Origin of the sequence: Candidatus Poriferisocius sp. (genome assembly GCF_965219815.1) — a bacterium.
In the GTDB taxonomy this organism is placed as follows: Bacteria; Actinomycetota; Acidimicrobiia; order Acidimicrobiales; family Bin134; genus Poriferisocius.
This window is the reverse complement of the sequence record NZ_OZ244791.1, coordinates 510,132-525,955: the sequence shown is the minus strand read 5'-3', so window position 1 is coordinate 525,955 and position 15,824 is coordinate 510,132. Positions and strand designations below refer to the sequence as shown.

At 62.3% G+C, this 15,824-nt stretch carries 15 protein-coding genes and 1 tRNA gene; 7 read left to right on the top strand and 9 right to left on the bottom strand.

The annotated features are described in order from the left end of the window. Nucleotides 1-10 precede the first annotated feature (10 nt). The 7 genes from pheA (at nucleotide 11) to ACOQPI_RS02500 (ending at nucleotide 6,174) form a co-directional block, all read left to right on the top strand. A complete protein-coding gene (gene pheA, locus ACOQPI_RS02530) occupies nucleotides 11-958 on the top strand; it encodes a prephenate dehydratase (protein ID WP_420618147.1) in 948 nt (315 codons plus the stop codon). A gap of 72 nt (nucleotides 959-1,030) precedes the next feature. Further along, nucleotides 1,031-2,251 (top strand): LLM class flavin-dependent oxidoreductase, encoded by a 1,221-nt coding sequence (locus tag ACOQPI_RS02525; protein ID WP_420618146.1) that lies wholly within the window; start codon nucleotides 1,031-1,033, stop codon nucleotides 2,249-2,251. 26 nt (nucleotides 2,252-2,277) lie between these two features. Further along, nucleotides 2,278-2,922 carry a TetR/AcrR family transcriptional regulator gene (locus tag ACOQPI_RS02520; protein ID WP_420618145.1) on the top strand — a complete coding sequence of 215 codons (645 nt, stop codon included), beginning with the start codon at nucleotides 2,278-2,280 and terminating at the stop codon, nucleotides 2,920-2,922. 9 nt (nucleotides 2,923-2,931) lie between these two features. Beyond that, nucleotides 2,932-3,417, top strand: coding sequence for a MaoC family dehydratase (locus ACOQPI_RS02515; RefSeq protein WP_420618144.1), 486 nt, complete (start codon nucleotides 2,932-2,934; stop codon nucleotides 3,415-3,417). Nucleotides 3,418-3,431: 14 nt separating this feature from the next. Then, nucleotides 3,432-4,145 carry an SDR family NAD(P)-dependent oxidoreductase gene (locus ACOQPI_RS02510; RefSeq protein ID WP_420618143.1) on the top strand — a complete coding sequence of 238 codons (714 nt, stop codon included), beginning with the start codon at nucleotides 3,432-3,434 and terminating at the stop codon, nucleotides 4,143-4,145. Continuing rightward, nucleotides 4,142-5,374 carry a CaiB/BaiF CoA transferase family protein gene (locus tag ACOQPI_RS02505; protein WP_420618142.1) on the top strand — a complete coding sequence of 411 codons (1,233 nt, stop codon included), beginning with the start codon at nucleotides 4,142-4,144 and terminating at the stop codon, nucleotides 5,372-5,374. The genes ACOQPI_RS02510 and ACOQPI_RS02505 overlap by 4 nt, the downstream gene beginning before the upstream one ends. After that, entirely contained in the window at nucleotides 5,371-6,174 is an 804-nt protein-coding gene (locus ACOQPI_RS02500) for an inositol monophosphatase family protein (RefSeq protein WP_420618141.1), read from the top strand. The genes ACOQPI_RS02505 and ACOQPI_RS02500 overlap by 4 nt, the downstream gene beginning before the upstream one ends. On the opposite strand, the gene ACOQPI_RS02495 is transcribed toward ACOQPI_RS02500, so the two are convergent. From ACOQPI_RS02495 to dnaN, 9 genes are all read right to left on the bottom strand, one after another. Beyond that, entirely contained in the window at nucleotides 6,171-7,154 is a 984-nt protein-coding gene (locus tag ACOQPI_RS02495) for an NAD(P)-binding domain-containing protein (RefSeq protein WP_420618140.1), read from the bottom strand. The two genes, ACOQPI_RS02500 and ACOQPI_RS02495, sit on opposite strands and share 4 nt — an antisense overlap. Nucleotides 7,155-7,388: 234 nt before the next feature. After that, nucleotides 7,389-7,462 (bottom strand) — tRNA-Ile (locus tag ACOQPI_RS02490). A 22-nt stretch (nucleotides 7,463-7,484) separates the two neighbouring features. Further along, the gene (locus ACOQPI_RS02485; protein ID WP_420618139.1) at nucleotides 7,485-8,018 is read right to left on the bottom strand and encodes a DUF3566 domain-containing protein; all 534 of its coding nucleotides are present in this window, start codon (nucleotides 8,016-8,018) and stop codon (nucleotides 7,485-7,487) included. Next, complete coding sequence (locus ACOQPI_RS02480) at nucleotides 7,994-8,359, bottom strand: hypothetical protein (protein WP_420618138.1); 366 nt, start codon at nucleotides 8,357-8,359, stop codon at nucleotides 7,994-7,996. Before ACOQPI_RS02480 ends, ACOQPI_RS02485 begins: the two co-directional genes overlap by 25 nt. 49 nt (nucleotides 8,360-8,408) lie before the next feature. After that, on the bottom strand, nucleotides 8,409-10,874 hold the full coding sequence (gene gyrA / locus ACOQPI_RS02475; RefSeq protein WP_420618137.1) for a DNA gyrase subunit A: 2,466 nt from the start codon (nucleotides 10,872-10,874) through the stop codon (nucleotides 8,409-8,411). Between the two features lie 15 nt (nucleotides 10,875-10,889). Next, nucleotides 10,890-12,881: a DNA gyrase/topoisomerase IV subunit B gene (locus ACOQPI_RS02470; RefSeq protein ID WP_420618136.1), complete on the bottom strand. Its 1,992-nt coding sequence runs from the start codon at nucleotides 12,879-12,881 to the stop codon at nucleotides 10,890-10,892. Between the two features lie 178 nt (nucleotides 12,882-13,059). Then, nucleotides 13,060-13,380, bottom strand: a complete 321-nt coding sequence (locus tag ACOQPI_RS02465) for a DciA family protein (RefSeq protein WP_420618135.1) — start codon at nucleotides 13,378-13,380, stop codon at nucleotides 13,060-13,062. 34 nt (nucleotides 13,381-13,414) lie between these two features. Further along, complete coding sequence (gene recF, locus ACOQPI_RS02460) at nucleotides 13,415-14,500, bottom strand: DNA replication/repair protein RecF (protein WP_420618134.1); 1,086 nt, start codon at nucleotides 14,498-14,500, stop codon at nucleotides 13,415-13,417. Between the two features lie 27 nt (nucleotides 14,501-14,527). Then, entirely contained in the window at nucleotides 14,528-15,622 is a 1,095-nt protein-coding gene (gene dnaN, locus ACOQPI_RS02455; RefSeq protein ID WP_420618133.1) for a DNA polymerase III subunit beta, read from the bottom strand. Nucleotides 15,623-15,824: the final 202 nt, after the last annotated feature.

Here is a 15,824-nt window from a genome sequence, read left to right as displayed (position 1 = left end):
CTGCCCCTTTGTGAGCGCCTCTGCCCGATCCACAAGCCACGTGGCCTATCTGGGACCTCCGGGCACTTTCACCGAGGAGGCGCTCCTCACCCAACCCGACCTGGCTGAAGCCGATCATCTGCTCTGCCGATCGATCCCCGAGGTGCTCGAAGCCGCCGCGGACGGCCGCGCAAACTTGGGGTTCACCGCCATCGAGAACTCCATAGAGGGCACGGTAAACGTCGCCCTCGACGCTTTGATCTTCGAACACGACCTTCTCATCCAGCGAGAGGTGATAATCGACGTTCGACTCCACCTTCTCGGGCTTCCCGGCGCGTCGTTGGAGACAATCCAAAAGGTCATCAGCTTCCCGGTGGCCACTGCCCAGTGCCGGCGCTATCTGACCAACAATCTGCCCCATGCCGAGGAGGCGGCGGCCAACTCCACTGCGGCCGCGGCGCGGGACCTCGCCGTTTCCCAAGATGCGGCAGTTGCCGCCATCGGCACCGCCCTGTCTCAGCAGCTCTACGGCCTGGAGCTGATCGCCACCGATATCGAAGACCACCCTGAGAACCAAACCCGATTCGTGGCGGTCTCCAGTTCGGGCGTGCCTTCCCCCACCGGGCACGACAAGACCTCGATCGTGGTCTTCCAGCGTGCCGACCGATCGGGCTCTCTGATGGGCATTCTCGCCGAGTTCGCGGCCCGTTCCATCAACCTCACCAAACTGGAATCCCGGCCCACCAAGAAGGCGTTGGGCGACTACTGCTTCCTTATCGACCTTGAGGGCCACATCGCCGACCAACTGGTGGCCGACTGCCTCACCAGCATCCTGGCCAAGCACGGCGAGGTGAAGTTCCTCGGCTCTTATCCCACCACAACTCGGGGCCACGAGGAGAAGAACAGCAATGCCACCTCCGCGTGGAGCGAGGCCCAGAGTTGGATGGACTCCCTCCGCAGCCAAGTGGACGAAGCTTGACTTGACACGTTCTAATATCTTCCATTAGAACTGTCTCGGCATTGCCCTCACCCAACGGACGCGGAGGAGACCATGGAGTTCGGAATTTTCGTAAACGGCTACATCCCTGGGCCAGCAGCCCACGACACCGAAGCCGAGCACACTGCCTTGATGCGGGAGGCCCATTACGTCATCACCGCTGACAAGTACAACTGGAAGTACGCCTGGTTTGGCGAGCACCACTGCCTCACTGAGTACAGCCACATGTCTGCGCCAGCCCCAGTCATGGGCTACGTGGCCGCCAAAACCGATCGCATCCATCTCTCCACCGGCATCACCAGCCTGCCCACAGCCAAGGAGCACCCGGTCCGCATTGCCGAGCGGGCCGCAATGCTCGACCACATCACCGAAAACCGCTTTGAGTTTGGCACCGGGCGAGGTGCGGGCAGCCATGAGGTGGCCACCTTCGGCGGGCTGACCCCGCCCGAAACCAAGTCGATGTGGGATGAGGTAATCCGCGAGATCCCCCGCATGTGGGAGCAGCGCGACTACTGCTTCGAGGGCGAGCACTTCTCGGTGCCCAAGCCCCACAACGTGCTGCCCAAGCCCCACGGCCACGGCCATCCCCCCATCTGGGTTGCGTGCGGCAACCCGCCCACCTTCGCCAAGGCCGGGTCGCTGGGCATCGGCGCCATCGCCTTTAACTTCGAGCCCATCTTCAACCTCAAGGGCCGCATCGACGCCTACAAAGAAGCCATCCAAAGCCCGGTGGAGCAGATCGGCCAGTTCAAGAACGACAACGTGATGATGACCAACGCCGTCATCTGCCTGGAAGACCGGGAACGGGCCCGGGAGATCGCCAAAGCCAAGGGGCGGGGCTACCTGGTCACGATGGTGAACCTCTACCACGACACCATGCCCAAGTCTCCCGACGCCATCACCTGGCCTTCTGCGCCCAACCAGATCGAGTGGACCGACGAGATGCTCGACGGGGCCATTGCCGGCGGCTACATGCTGTGCGGCAATGCCGAAGAGGTCTGCGAACAGGTGGCCCGCTATCAGACGGTCGGCTGCGATCAGGTGGTGTTCGGCCTGCCCGGCGAGGGCATGGAGCATGACGAAATCGACGAGATGCTCGAAGTGTTCGGCACCAAGGTCATCCCCGAGTACGACCCCGACCCGATCCACTCCACCGACCGCTATCGGGCGACCGCCCAGCGTCGGTATCCCGACTTCGAATTCCCGCTGCCCGACGGCATCGACGTGGAACTCATCCCCAACACCGCCATATTGCCCCTGGGCCACGGCAAATAGCCCAAACGACTCGAGGAACAGCGGCTGTGCCCCGCGACGCCACCGAAACCCGAGCCCGACTCATCGCCGAAGCCGAGCGCCTGTTCGCCGAGCAAGGCATCTGGAAGGTGCGGGTTCAAGACATCGTGGCCGCCGCCGGGCAAAAGAACAGCTCGGCGCTCTCCTATCACTTCGGGTCCCGTAGCGGGGTGCTCGACGCCATCTTGCGAGAGCACGGTGAGCCCATCGACCAAGACCGGGGTGAGGTGTGGGCTTCATTGGATGACGACCACACTCCCGCGCTCATTGAGGCGCTGGTTCAGCCCCTCACCCACCGGTTGGCCACCGACAGCGGTCGGTGCTACCTGCGGATCGTGGCCCAGCTCAGCGCAGACTTCAGTCGCTGGGATTTCGATCCCATCCACGTGCCGGCAAACCTCAATGCCATCTTGAGGCTGTTGCGAGACCGCTCATCGGCCACCGACAAAGCCCAGCGAGACGAGCGGGTTCTGGGCATGATCCAGCTGATGACCGCCTCGTTGGCCGAGCGGGCCCGCCGCATCGAAGCAGGCGATCCCTTGGCCACTCAAGACCACGTGTATGCCGCCAATCTGGTGGACATGTTGACCGGGATCATTGAGGCACCCTCTCGGAATACGGCCATGACGGCACCTCAACGCGCGGGCCGGTAATTTGCCACTGTGACAGACAATCAGATTCCTCGACCGGTCACTGGACTGTGGTTTGAGGACTTGACCCCCGGACTGGTTGTCCACCACGCCATCCGCCGCACGATTACCGAGGCCGACAACGTGGCCTTTACCACCATGACCATGAACCCGGCGCCCATCCATCTTGACGCCGACTACGCCTCCAACACCGAGTTCGGCCAACCGCTGGTGAACTCCCTGCTCACTCTGGGGTTGACGGTAGGGATCAGCGTCCACGAAACGACCATGGGCACCACCGTGGCCAATCTGGGCTTCCAGGAGGTGGACTTCGGGGCCCCGGTGTTCGCCGGAGACACCCTCCGGGTGGAGACTGAGGTGCTAGACGCCCGCCAATCCGAGTCCCGCCCCGCGCAGGGCGTGGTGACCCTTGAGCACCGGGCCTACTGCACGAGCTCAGAGGTTCTTGTTTGCCGGGCTGTTCGCTCTGCTCTGATGCATCGCCGACCGCCGCAATAAGCCATGCTTTGGGCATGAATCGATTCGAGGACAAAATAGTCATCGTCACTGGCGCGGCTTCCGGCATTGGACGGTCCACCGCCGACCGTCTGCGCTCAGAGGGTGGCACCGTGGTGGGTATCGACCGGGATCCGGTTGACGACGTCGACATGGCCATCCAACTGGATCTGCTCGACCTGGACGCCATCGCTCCCACCGTCGCTCAGATCGTGAACGCTTACGGCCGCATCGACGTGCTGTGCAACATCGCCGGCATCGGCCACTTCGCCCGCGACGAGGACGAGACCCTGGAGGCATGGAACCGGGTGATCGGCGTCAACCTCACCGGCACCTTCTTCATGTCTCAGGCCTGCTTGCCCCACTTGCTTGAATCTCAGGGCAACATTGTCAACACCGCTTCCACCGCTGGCACCCACGCCCAGCCGTGGAGTTCTGCCTATTCGGCCTCCAAGGGCGGGGTGGTCGCCCTCACCCAGACCATGGCCAGCACCAACGGGCGGGCCGGACTCCGGGTCAATTGCATCGCCCCCGGCGGCGTTGAGACTGAGATCTACAAGCAGTTCATGCCCCCAGAAGAGGTCGACTTCACCCTCATGGCCATCATGGAGCCCTACCACCGTCCGGGCCACGCGTCTGAGCTGGCCTCGGCATTCGCCTTCTTGGCCAGCGATGACGCCAGTTTCTGCAATGGGATCGTTTTGCGGGTTGATGGAGGTACCAAGGCATGAGCCACCCTGCTCCCCCGCTTGCTGGGGTCCGGGTCATCGAGAGCTCGTTGCTCGGCCCCGGATTCTTGACCACGTTCCTGTCCGACATGGGTGCCGACGTCATCAAGGTCGAACCTCCCCAAGGCGACTACATCCGCCAGATGACCTGGCCCATCGTCAACGGGGTGTCGTTGCTGCATTTGCACACCCATCGGGGCAAGCGCAGCATCGTGCTCGATCTGCGCCAGCCCGAGGGCGTGGAGCTCTATCTGGATCTGGCTCGCAATGCCGACGCGGTGGTGGAGGCCATGAGGCCCGGCGCCCTGGAACGGCGAGGTTTGGGCTATGAGCAGCTCAAGGAAGTCAACCCCCGCATCGTGTTCGCCACCATCAGCGGCTACGGGATGACCGGCCCGTACAAAGACATGCCCAGCCACGGCATCGCCTACGACACCTGGGCCGGTCTGATCCCCCCCGCCTATGACGACGACGGCTTTTGCCGCATCCCGGAGATGCCCAACATAGGCATCAACATCGCCCCCCTCATTGGAGCGCTCGCGGTGTGTGCCGGGATCATTCGGGCTCGGGACACCGGCGAGGGCTGTCGGCTCGAGCTGGCCCAGTCCGACGCGGCCGCCTACATGGACTGGTACCGCATCGAAACCTGGAAGGCCTACGAGCGTCCCGAAGACGAGGTCACCGGCAACCCGTCCGACGACTACGAGCGTCGCGCCCCGGGGTTGGCCGGTATGTGGGAGGGCGTTCGCTATCAGATGTATGAGTCCTCCGACGGCCATGTTCTGTTCATGGCCTCTGAACAGGCATTCTGGAAGAACTTCTGCGAGGCGTTGGACCGCATGGACCTGTTCGACCGCTGGCCGGGGTCAAAGTACGCCGACCACGCTCGGGGAAACCTCGAGATGCAGCGGGAGCTGCGGGACATCTTCCGCACCAAGACCAGCGCCGAATGGCTGGAGTTCGGCGACCGGGTGAACACGCCCATCGCCCCGGTGAACAATGCCAAGAACGTGGTGGACGACCCCCAGTTCCAAGACCGCCTTCCGCTGTTCACCACCGAGCAGGTGGGTTGTGAGCAGCTCCCCCTTCCGGTCAAGTTCTTCGACGAGGAACTCCCCGTCCCCACCCACGCCCCCACCGTCGGCCAGCAAACCGACGAGGTGCTCAGCGAGGTGTTGGGATTGGACAACGACCGACTCACCGCGTTGCGGGACCAAGGCATTCTTGGATGACCGAGCCCAGCTCGGCCGATGCAGTTCCCGCTGACCTCCTCGACGAAGCCGTAGAGCTGGCCCGAGAAGCCGGGCGGCTAACACTGAGGTGGTTCTCCGACCATGAGCTTTCGGTGCTGCGCAAGGAAGACGGGTCACCGGTAACCGAAGCCGACAAGGCTGCGGAGGCCTTCCTCCGAGATGCTCTGGCCCAGAGGTTCCCCGACGATGCGGTGATCGGAGAGGAATACCCCGAAGAGCAGGGCACATCGGGGCGAACCTGGGTTATCGACCCTATCGACGGCACTCGCAGCTTTGTCCGCGGCGTGCCCCTGTACACCACTTTGCTGGCCTTGATCGACCAGCACGGCCCGGCCATCGGAGTGGCGGCCGTACCCGGCCTGGACGAAGCGGTATGGGCCGGTCGAGGCTTGGGTTGCCACCACAACGGCCGCCGCTGCCAAGTGAGCGCCCAAACCGAGCTAAGCCGGTCGTACTTGAGCACATCTGGAACCGAATGGTGGCCCGAAGGCGCCTTCGATCAAGTCAGGCGAACCCGCGACCGAGAGAGCCGAACAGGTCCCCGAGTGCGCACCTGGGGCGACGGCTACGGCTACGTGCTGGTCGCCACCGGTCGCGTCGACGCCATGATCGATCCCGGTCTCAACCTCTGGGACATCGCTCCCATGCTCGTCATAATCCCCGAGGCCGGCGGCCAAATCACCCAATGGAACGGCACCAGCACCCCATCCGCCGGTGACTGGCTGGCCACCAACGGACACTTCCATGAAGAACTCCGCGTCATCCTCAACAACGGCTAGGCCCCGGCAAACTCCTCACAGACCACCCCTTGCCCTTCCAGCACTCCTAGAAACTCAGCCGCGTCCACAATCTCCGACAACCCCACCACGCCAGTTCCATCAACCCTTCCCGACCCGATCAACTCCAGAGCGCTCACCACCACCGACGAAGCCACAAAACCCGGCGCCCCTGAAGCCCCCAGAATCCGCCCCGCCCAAGCACCATCTTTCTGCCCCCGCACCTCCACGCGCACAGCACCCAGCTTCCCCTCCGGATGTGGGGGCCGCAGCATTGGCAACCAGGAGGAAAAACGATCCCTCCGAGTAGCTGCCATGCGGGCCGTGATCCGATCCGCACTGCTGAACTTCCTAACCAGCAGCATCGGATCGGGCAATGCGGCCCGATAGCAGTCCGCCGCGTCCACCGGGCTTGGAAACCAGCAGAGCTCCCGTCCCGAGCCGCCCGGCCGCTGCTTCCAACCACCCCGCCATTCCAACGCCAGAGAGCTCAATGCCCGGTGATGCTGCCGGGCGCAATCCGGCCCCCCAGTGCCGAACTTGGCGACGTGAACCTCGGTCACCCGGTCGAGCTCCGCGGCCGCTCGAACGGCGAGCACATCACTCAGCCCGGGCGCCATGCCCACTCCGGCAACCACCAGCGAGCCCTGTTGTCGAACCGCGCCATTCATGCCCAGCATCCGCCTCACATCAGACACCGAGTCAGAGGTGGCCAGCACCACTCGCCCCTGGTTGAGAAGCCGACGCGCCAGTCGCGCCTGGGTGCCTGACGCGGTAGCCAGAACCACCACATCGGCCGCATCATCCAAACTTCCCACGGTCACCGGAGGCCCATGTTTCTCGGCCAAGTGCCAGGCTCGATCGGGATTTCGGTCGATCACAGCCAGCCGACTGACGGGGGTCGAAGGCGAGCCAACCAAATGATTCACCACCCCGGCGCCGACCACGCCCGCGCCGACAATCAAGATGTCCATATCAGTCATCCGACCGGCGGAATGAGGGTCACCATACGGCTCAGATAGAGCAGTTCAGAGTCAGCTGCCGCTGATCTGGCGCCACCCGCCCGACTGAGACGGGACGCCCCCGGTTCCCCGAGCACGCAAAATGGCAGCGATGGCAGCCGCCCCTGCCAGAGCAACTAGCGCTCTTCGCAGAATCTTCACGACACCCATCCTAACGAACCCCCTCAACGGTGCAACCGGGGAAAGTCATCAACGTGGGGCTAGCTGGATTCGAACCAGCGACCTCACCCTTATCAGGGGTGCGCTCTAACCGACTGAGCTATAGCCCCAATGCCAAACCGAGTGGACAGCCTACTTACGGGGGTTCCAGGCAGGCCAACGAAATCGGCGAGGCCGAGTCCGGGGCCGTTGCCGAGCTGTCTCCTCCTCGATGACTGTGACCCTCATTCCGCCGGTCAGATCACTGATGAGGTTGAACAACACGCACAGCAAGACGTTGAAGAATGTGCCCGCCACCACCAACACCAACCCGCCTATGGCGAAGCCGCGGAATATCTGGCTGGCGTTGAACTTGAACTCTTGCAGGGCGAACAACTCCTCGATGAACGACTCGGTGTCGTCCACGGTGCCCGAGCCCACCGCAATGCTCCACAGCATCACTCCGGCCAGCATCACGATCACCCAGAGGCACATGTAGAAGATCAACGAGATCTTCAACACCGACCAGGGCTCGATGTGCCGGATCACCCGGCGCACCTTGCGGGCCTGCAATCGCACAGCCCTCCGGTACTCCCTCGGAGTCACCTTCACCGGCTGGCGCGCCACTGCCTGGCTGGGCAACGGCGCGGCAGAGGGGTCGCTCACCCGACCGGGGTCGATGGACACGCCCCGAAGTGTAAGGGATCGCTGGTGTCAATTAATTGGCACCACCACCCGATTGGTCGGAACTCTGCTCTAGCCGTCGCCAGTGAGCCGTCGCGGCGCACGACCACCTCGGTCTCGAAGCCCTCTTGCACCATCGAAACCAGCGTTGCCCGGTTGGCCGCCGCGGTGGCTCGAGCAGCCTGGGGGTCGGCCGTCGCGGCCATTGCCACCGCATCGGCGATTGCTGTCGCCCGAGCCCGGCGAACCCCGTCAGCGCCGAGTTGGCCCAACAGCAGGATTGCCATCCCGATCAGCGCCAGCATCCCAACGCCCAGCACCGAAATCGATCCCCTCTCGTCCATCGCACTTCTCCGCTGTCATGTCAGGGGGGAAGCTTCGGCGAATAGGAGGCTACTCCTCGTCTTCGGTGGACAAGACCGGCGCAATGGCCGCCATGGTTTGATCCTCAGACAAGGTCATTATCCGTACTCCGGCGGCGTGAGCCCCCTGCACCGAGACCGAAGAGACGGGCATTCGGATCGTGACTCCATTGGAGGCCACTGCGAACACCTCGTCGTCCGGAGCGACCACCCGAGCCCCCACCACTGAACCCCGCTCATCGGGCAGCTTCATGGCTATGACCCCTTGGCCACCTCGATGCTTGGACCGGAAGTGGTCGAGAAGAACCCGCTTGCCGAAGCCCTGGTCGGTGGCCAAGAGCAATTCCCCCTCAGGCTGCACCGCGGTGGCAGCAACCACGATGTCGTCACCGAGCAGCTTCATCCCTCGCACGCCGGCTGCGGTTCGCCCCATTGATCGAACCTCCGACTCCGAGAACCTCATGAGCCGACCCGACGCGCTCACCAAGCAGATGTCGTCGTTCCCCGTAGTGGGAAGCACCCGCACCAGCTCGTCGCCCTCCCGAAGGTTGATGGCGATCAGCCCCTTGGTGCGGCTCTTGTCGTACTCCAAGAACCGGGTTCGCTTCACAACCCCACAGCGAGTAACGAACAACAAGTACCGCATCGTCTCGTAGTCCCGGGTGTCTATCACCGCTGAAACTGTCTCCTCGGGCGCCAAGTGCAGCAGGTTCACAATGGCCATGCCCCGAGCGGTGCGACTCGTCCGTGGCACTTCGTGGGCTTTGATGCGGTACACCCGACCCGAACTGGTGAAGAACATCAGATAGGCATGGGCGGTGGTGTGGATGAGCGAGGCGATGTAGTCCCCGTCCTTCAGGTTGGCGCCGATAACGCCTTTGCCGCCTCTCCCCTGGGTCTTGAACTCGTCAGGCGCCACCGTCTTGACATAGCCGGCTGAGCTCAAGCTGAACATCAGGTCTTCGTCATCGATGAGCGCTTCAATGTCGATCTCACCCTCGTCGGCCATGATGTGGGTCCGTCGCTCGTTGGCAAAGGCCTCTCGAACTTCGAGCAGTTCTTCTGAGATAACAGCTCGCAGCTTGGCGTCGTCGGCCAATATGGCCTCCAAATCGATAATCAACGCCCGCTTCTCGGCCAGCTCGTCGTTCAGCTCCTTCTGGCCGAGCTGAGTAAGCCGGCCCAACGGCATATCCAAGATGTGATTGGCCTGGATCTCGCTGAACTCGAAGTGCTCGCCCATCAGCACTGTCCGGGCGGCGGCGCGGTTGTCCGAGGCCCGGATGGCGGCAATGATCTCGTCAATCATGTCCACCGCCCGTACGAGCCCTTCGAGGATGTGCTCCCGGCGGCGGGCCTCCTCCAAGCGGAACTCTGTCCGGCGTCGCACCACCTCTTGCTGGTGGCCGGAGTATGCGGCCAGGCAGTCGCGCAACGTCATGGTGCGGGGCACCCCGTCGGCCAGCGCCACCATGTTCACCGGGAAATTGGTCTGCAGCGGGGAGTGCTTGTAGAGGTTGTTGAGCACAACCAGCGCAGGGGCGTCCCTCTTCAGCTCGAACACCAGCTTGGTCTGGCCCTTGGCCGATTCATTGTGGATTTGGCGGATTCCGTCGATCACCCTCCGATTCACCAGGTCAGCCACTTTCTCCTCAATGATCTCCGCGCTGGTCTGATACGGGATTTCGGTAACCACAATCTGGGTATTAGAACCGCTCTCCACAATCTCAGCGGCGGCTCGCACCTTGATCGTCCCCTGGCCGGTGGTATAAGCGTCCCGAATGCCCTGGTAGCCCATGATGCGGCCCCGAGTGGGAAAATCAGGGCCCTTCACGAACGCCATCAGATCCTCGTTGGTTGCCTCCGGGTTCTCCAGCAAGTGATTGACCGCGTCTATCACCTCGCCCAGGTTGTGAGGCGGGATGTTGGTGGCCATGCCCACGGCGATGCCCTGACTACCGTTCACCAGCAAGTTGGGGAACCGCGACGGCAGCACCTCCGGCTCCTGCTCGGTGGAGTCGAAGTTGTCGCTGAAATCGACGGTCTGCTCGTCGATGCCGTCGAGCAGCCTCATGGCCAACTCGTCGAGACGGCATTCGGTGTACCTCATGGCCGCCGGCGGATCGTTGGGAGATCCGAAGTTCCCGTGGGGGTCGATCAGCGGGTGCCTCAGCGAAAACCTCTGGCCCAAGCGCACGAGGGCGTCGTAAATCGCCTGGTCTCCGTGGGGGTGGTACTTGCCCATGACATCGCCCACTACCCGGGCGCACTTCACATAGGGCCGATTGGGCCGGGTCCCCTGGTCGTACATGCCCCAGAGAATGCGGCGGTGGACCGGTTTGAGCCCGTCTCGCACATCGGGGAGCGCCCGGGCGGTGATGACCGACATGGCGTAGTCCAGAAACGACTGCTCCATCTCAGTCTGGATGTCGATGTCCTGAACTGAACTGACAGGCGCCCCTTCAGACTCTGGGGACGTATCAGGCTCGTCGGGCACAGGAGTCCTTTGCGCTCATATATCCAAGAAGCGGACGTCTTTGGCGTTGGTCTGGATGAACTGCTTGCGAGCCTGCACGTCCTCTCCCATAAGCCTGGAGAACACCCCGTCGGCTATCGCGGCCTGTTCCACCGAGACCCGCAGCAGGGTCCGTCGCTCCGGATCCATGGTGGTGGCCCACAGCTCCTCGGCATCCATCTCTCCGAGGCCCTTGAGCCGCTGGAACTCTGCACTGTGCTTGGGACTCTCAGCCAAGAAAGCCTCTTTGGCATGGTCGTCTTTGAGGTAGATCTTCGACCGACCCACCTCCGTGGAATACAGCGGCGGCTGGGCAATGTAGACATGGCCTTCTTCCACCAGCTTGTGCATCTGTCGATAGAAGAAGGTAAGCAGCAGCGTGCGAATGTGGCTGCCGTCCACATCGGCATCAGCCAGCAGGATCACCTTGCCGTAGCGGATTTTAGAATCACCCGGAGGATTGTCTTGGCTGGTCGCTCCGTTTCCGTTTCCGTTTTCGCTGCCCCCATCGAACTCTGGGCCAAAGCCCGCGCCGATCGCCGCGACCAGTGCCTGGATTTCCGCGTTGCGGAGCATCCGGTCGACCTGCACCCGCTCCACGTTCAGGATCTTCCCCCGGATCGGGAGAATGGCCATGGTCTTGGGGTCGCGGGCGTCCTTGGCCGAGCCGCCCGCTGAATTGCCCTCCACGATGAACAGCTCGCACTCTTCTCGATTAGTGGACGTGCAGTCCACCAGCTTGCCCGGAAGTCCCGCTCCGTCGAGAGCCGACTTGCGCCTGGTGGCATCCCGGGCCTGGCGCGCCGCCAAACGGGCCTTCTGGGCCTGGAGGCACTTAGTCACGATCTTGCGGGCGTCTGAGGGGTTCTCCTCCAGCCACTCGGCCAGCTTCTCGTTGGTGGCTCGCTCCACCAGAGAGCGCATAGACGCATTCCCCAGCTTTGCCTTGGTCTGGCCCTCGAACTGCGGCTCACGGAGCTTCACGCTCACGATCGCCGTGAGCCCTTCGCGGATGTCCTCGCCGGCCAGGTTGTCGTCCTTCTCCTTCAGATGCCCCTTGGCCCGGCAGTAGTCGTTGACCACTCTTGTGAGCCCCTTGCGGAAGCCCTCTTCATGCATGCCGCCCTCAACGGTGTTGATCCCGTTGGCAAAGGAGTGCAACCCGTCGGTGTTGTAGCCGGTGTTCCATTGAAAGGCCACCTCCACCTCGTCTCCGTCCTCCTGCTGAGAGAAGAAGCCGACGTCATCGAACAGCGCATCCTTGGAGCTGTTCACCTCGCGCACGAAGTCGCTGATGCCGTCCTGGTAGCAGTACACCGTCCAGTCGGCTCCACCCGTGCCGTCGGGACGCAGGTCGCGGAACTTGATATCCAGGTTGCGATTCAAAAACGCCATCATCTGGAGTCGCTCGAGCAGTGCCTGAGCCCTGAACCGCACATCATCGAAGATGCCCTCGTCGGGCCAGAAGCGAACCGTGGTCCCGGTGCGATTCTCGGGGCTGTCGCCGATGACCCGCAGTTTTTCCATCATGTCCCCGCCGTTGGCAAATGACATGGTGTGGCGGTGGCCGTCTCGGTCGATCTCTACTTCCAGTCGGGTGGACAAAGCATTCACCACCGACACGCCCACACCGTGCAGGCCTCCGGACACCTTGTACCCGTTGCCGCCGAACTTGCCCCCCGCGTGCAAGAGCGTCAGCACTACGGCGACTGCGCTCATGTCCGGGTGCTGGGGGTGAGGATCAACCGGAATGCCGCGTCCGTTGTCTCGAACCTCGCAACCACCGTCAGCCAGAAGGGTCACCTCAATGGTCGTGCAGTACCCGGCCATTGCCTCGTCAACCGCGTTGTCCACCACTTCGTAGACCAAGTGGTGCAGCCCAGTCACCGACGTGGATCCGATGTACATGCCCGGACGCGTTCGGACAGCGTCGAGGCCTTCCAAAACGGTTATGTCTTCAGCTCTGTAAGACTCAGAGATGTCAGTCACGAACTAGCTTTTCTGCCCTGCTAGACGGGCTATATGGGTGGGTAGGACGGTCGTTCTTGCGGGTTCGTTCGCCTCGCGATCAAACCAGCTGAATGCACTGCCTCCGATGGGGAAATTCTACCAGTTTTGAGTGTCCATTTGACTCACCGGAGAGCCTGTTGCCGGCCTTCTGTGCCAATCATCCAGGGCGGACTCTGACAGTCAGAGATGTGACCGCTTCTTCCTTCGCGATGGCGTTGATTCGACCGATGAGCTCATTGCTGAAAAACCTCATTTCGGTGGCCCATGCAGGGTCATCCACGGCTACCACCAGCTCTCCGTCCACCAGTCGCACCGGCGACGAGTGGGCTGCCATCACCGAGCCGACCAGATCCTCCCACGCGGCAAAGACCATCTTCAGCACCTGGGACCGCGGCACCTTCAGCCGCGAGGCAACCTGATCAAGCGCCTCGCTCAGCCGTCTGGGTCCCGACCGATTGGGCAAGGGTTCCCACCCCATCGCCTCAGTCTGCCTCATTCCGTGGTCGCAAACGTCACGTCTCACGGATGACTTGGCCGCCCACTACTCGAAACCGGGCGTTGTACGTGAGATCAGACGGCAGTGTGCCAGCCGTGGTCAACAGCGTCTGCTCCGATTGCAGTGCTTCTAGAACACCCTTCGACCTCTCTGGGTCCAGTTCCGAGAACACGTCGTCCAATAACAGCAGGGGAAACTGACCAGCCGTTTCCGCCAACTCCCGGTGTACGGCCAACCGCAGCGCCAACGCCAGCGATCGCTGCTCGCCTTGGGAAGCGTGCGTGCGACCCGGTCGGCCAGCAAGAGCCACCAACACGTCGTCCCGGTGAGGGCCCACCGTGGTTGCCCCTCGGCGGAGGTCTTCTCGTCGGACTCGGCCCAAGGCCTCGCTCAGCTCTCCGGGTGACCAAATTGACTCGTAAGTCAAGCTCACGGGTGTCGGCTTGACCGCAATGTCTTCATAGGCCGCAGCCATCTTGGGCTCGAGGTTTGCCACCAGGCTCCTTCGGGCATCGGCCAGCCGCTCCCCCACATCGGCAAGTTTCTCGTCCCACACGTCCAGTGTCACCGCCACCTCTGAGCTGAGTTGGCCTCCTGATTGGCGCAGCAGGGCGTTCCGCTGGCGCAAGATGCTCTCCAAGTCCGCCCTGGCCGCATCGAGGCGAGGGTCGATCTGGCTCAGTGCATCGTCAATGAATCGGCGCCGCTCTCCAGGCCCGCCCTTGAGCAGCGCTAGATCGTCGGGCATGAAAACAGACACGGGAACAAGACCGAGCAGTTCTCGGCGACGCACCTTTTGGCGGTTGACCTGGAACTGAGAGCGACCGGTGGATCTGAGCGCGGCCTCAAGCAGAACTTCCCGCTGGTCGGCAACCATCTCCCCTCGCACCACCGCCTCGGAGACGTCTGCCCCAGTCCGGATCATCGAGTCTGCGGCTTTGACACGAAACGACGACATCGTGGCCAGGTAATAGACGGCCTCCAGAAGATTGGTCTTGCCCTCGCCGTTGAGTCCCACAAACAGGCTGGTTCCCGCAGGCAGCTCCAGATCGAGATGGGAATAGTTGCGAAAATCCGCTAGCCAGAGCCGTCGAAGGCGCACGCGCTGTCCAATTGACGCAAGCGGGGCTCAGTTGATGCGAACAGGCATGAGCAAATACAGGAACTGCTCGGTCTCGGGTGTGCGGATCACCGCTGGCTTCAAGGCATCCACAGTGTTCAGCACGATCTCCTCGCCTGGAGCCGCCTCTGCCCCGTCCAGCAGATACTCGGGATTGAAGGCCACTGTGAGGTCCTCCCCCTCAAAGACGGCATCCAGCTGTTCGGTCGCTTCGCCCACGTCTTGGGTCGTTGCCGATAGCTCCAGTCCGGCTGATGACATATCCATTCGGATTGGAGTCGAATCTTGGGCCATGAGACGGACCCTTCGCACCGCGTTGATGAAGCCCTCCCTGCTCACAGTGAGGCGGTTTGGCTGATGAGTCGGTATCAGCCCCTGGTAGCTGGGAAATTCCCCTTCAATCAGCCTGGTGGTCACCGTTATCGCCCCCAAGCCAAAGGAGGCCTCACGATCGTTGAATCTCACACTGACTTCCTCTACGTCGGGAAGCAGGCGGATCACCTCTTGAAGCGCTCTTGACGGCACCAGAACACTCTGATCAGACCCGAGAACCTCCAATCCGGGCAGATCACACAAAGCCAACCGATAGGAATCCGTTGTCACCAGTCGGAGTCCCTCCTGCTCCGCCGACAACAACACGCCGGTCAACACCGGACGAGACTCATCCGCCGACGCTGCCTTCACAACTTGACGCAGAGCAGTCAGCAATCCCTCGGCTTCCAGTACCACCGGATCGCTCGCCAAAGCCTCCACCTGCGGGAAATCCTCTGCTCCCATCGTCTGCAACGAAAACTTGGAGCGAGCTGAATCAATATGAATGCCTTCCGTGTCCACCGTCACATTCACCGCTCCAGCATCCAAGGAGCGAACCACCTCACTGGCCAACCGAGAAGTAACCACCGCGGTGCCGTCGCCGTCGCCAGCCACCTCCAATCGGTTGGCAATCGTCAACTCCCTGTCAGTGGCAGTAAGGGTGAGCTCGTCACCCCCCAAGGTCATATGAACCCCGGAAAGCACGAGATGGAACCCACCTCGGGTGCCGGCTGCTCTACCCGTCACCATCAGTGCATCTAGGAGGGTGTCCCGTTCACATCGGAATTTCACAGGCTGCTCGCTTTCTACCTGTCTTTAATATTAACAAATACTGCTAGTAGCAGTAGGTGGGTGGAAATGTGGAAATATGTCATTTCCCCTGCTCAGATAGGATTTACTTTTCCTTTTGTTTCCCCAGGCGAGTGGATTGTCCGCCGTGGATGCAGAATCCCTGTGGAGGATGCGGCTGCTATCCCCAACCGAGCATGGTCTT

Coding starts and splice junctions, on each gene's coding strand:
- ACOQPI_RS02525 (WP_420618146.1), top strand. CDS start 1,031: ATGGAGTTCGGAATTTTCGTAAACGGCTACATCCCTGGGCCAGCAGCC.
- ACOQPI_RS02480 (WP_420618138.1), bottom strand. CDS start 8,359: ATGGACGAGAGGGGATCGATTTCGGTGCTGGGCGTTGGGATGCTGGCG.
- ACOQPI_RS02500 (WP_420618141.1), top strand. CDS start 5,371: ATGACCGAGCCCAGCTCGGCCGATGCAGTTCCCGCTGACCTCCTCGAC.
- ACOQPI_RS02495 (WP_420618140.1), bottom strand. CDS start 7,154: ATGACTGATATGGACATCTTGATTGTCGGCGCGGGCGTGGTCGGCGCC.
- ACOQPI_RS02510 (WP_420618143.1), top strand. CDS start 3,432: ATGAATCGATTCGAGGACAAAATAGTCATCGTCACTGGCGCGGCTTCC.
- ACOQPI_RS02465 (WP_420618135.1), bottom strand. CDS start 13,380: ATGGGGTGGGAACCCTTGCCCAATCGGTCGGGACCCAGACGGCTGAGC.
- ACOQPI_RS02505 (WP_420618142.1), top strand. CDS start 4,142: ATGAGCCACCCTGCTCCCCCGCTTGCTGGGGTCCGGGTCATCGAGAGC.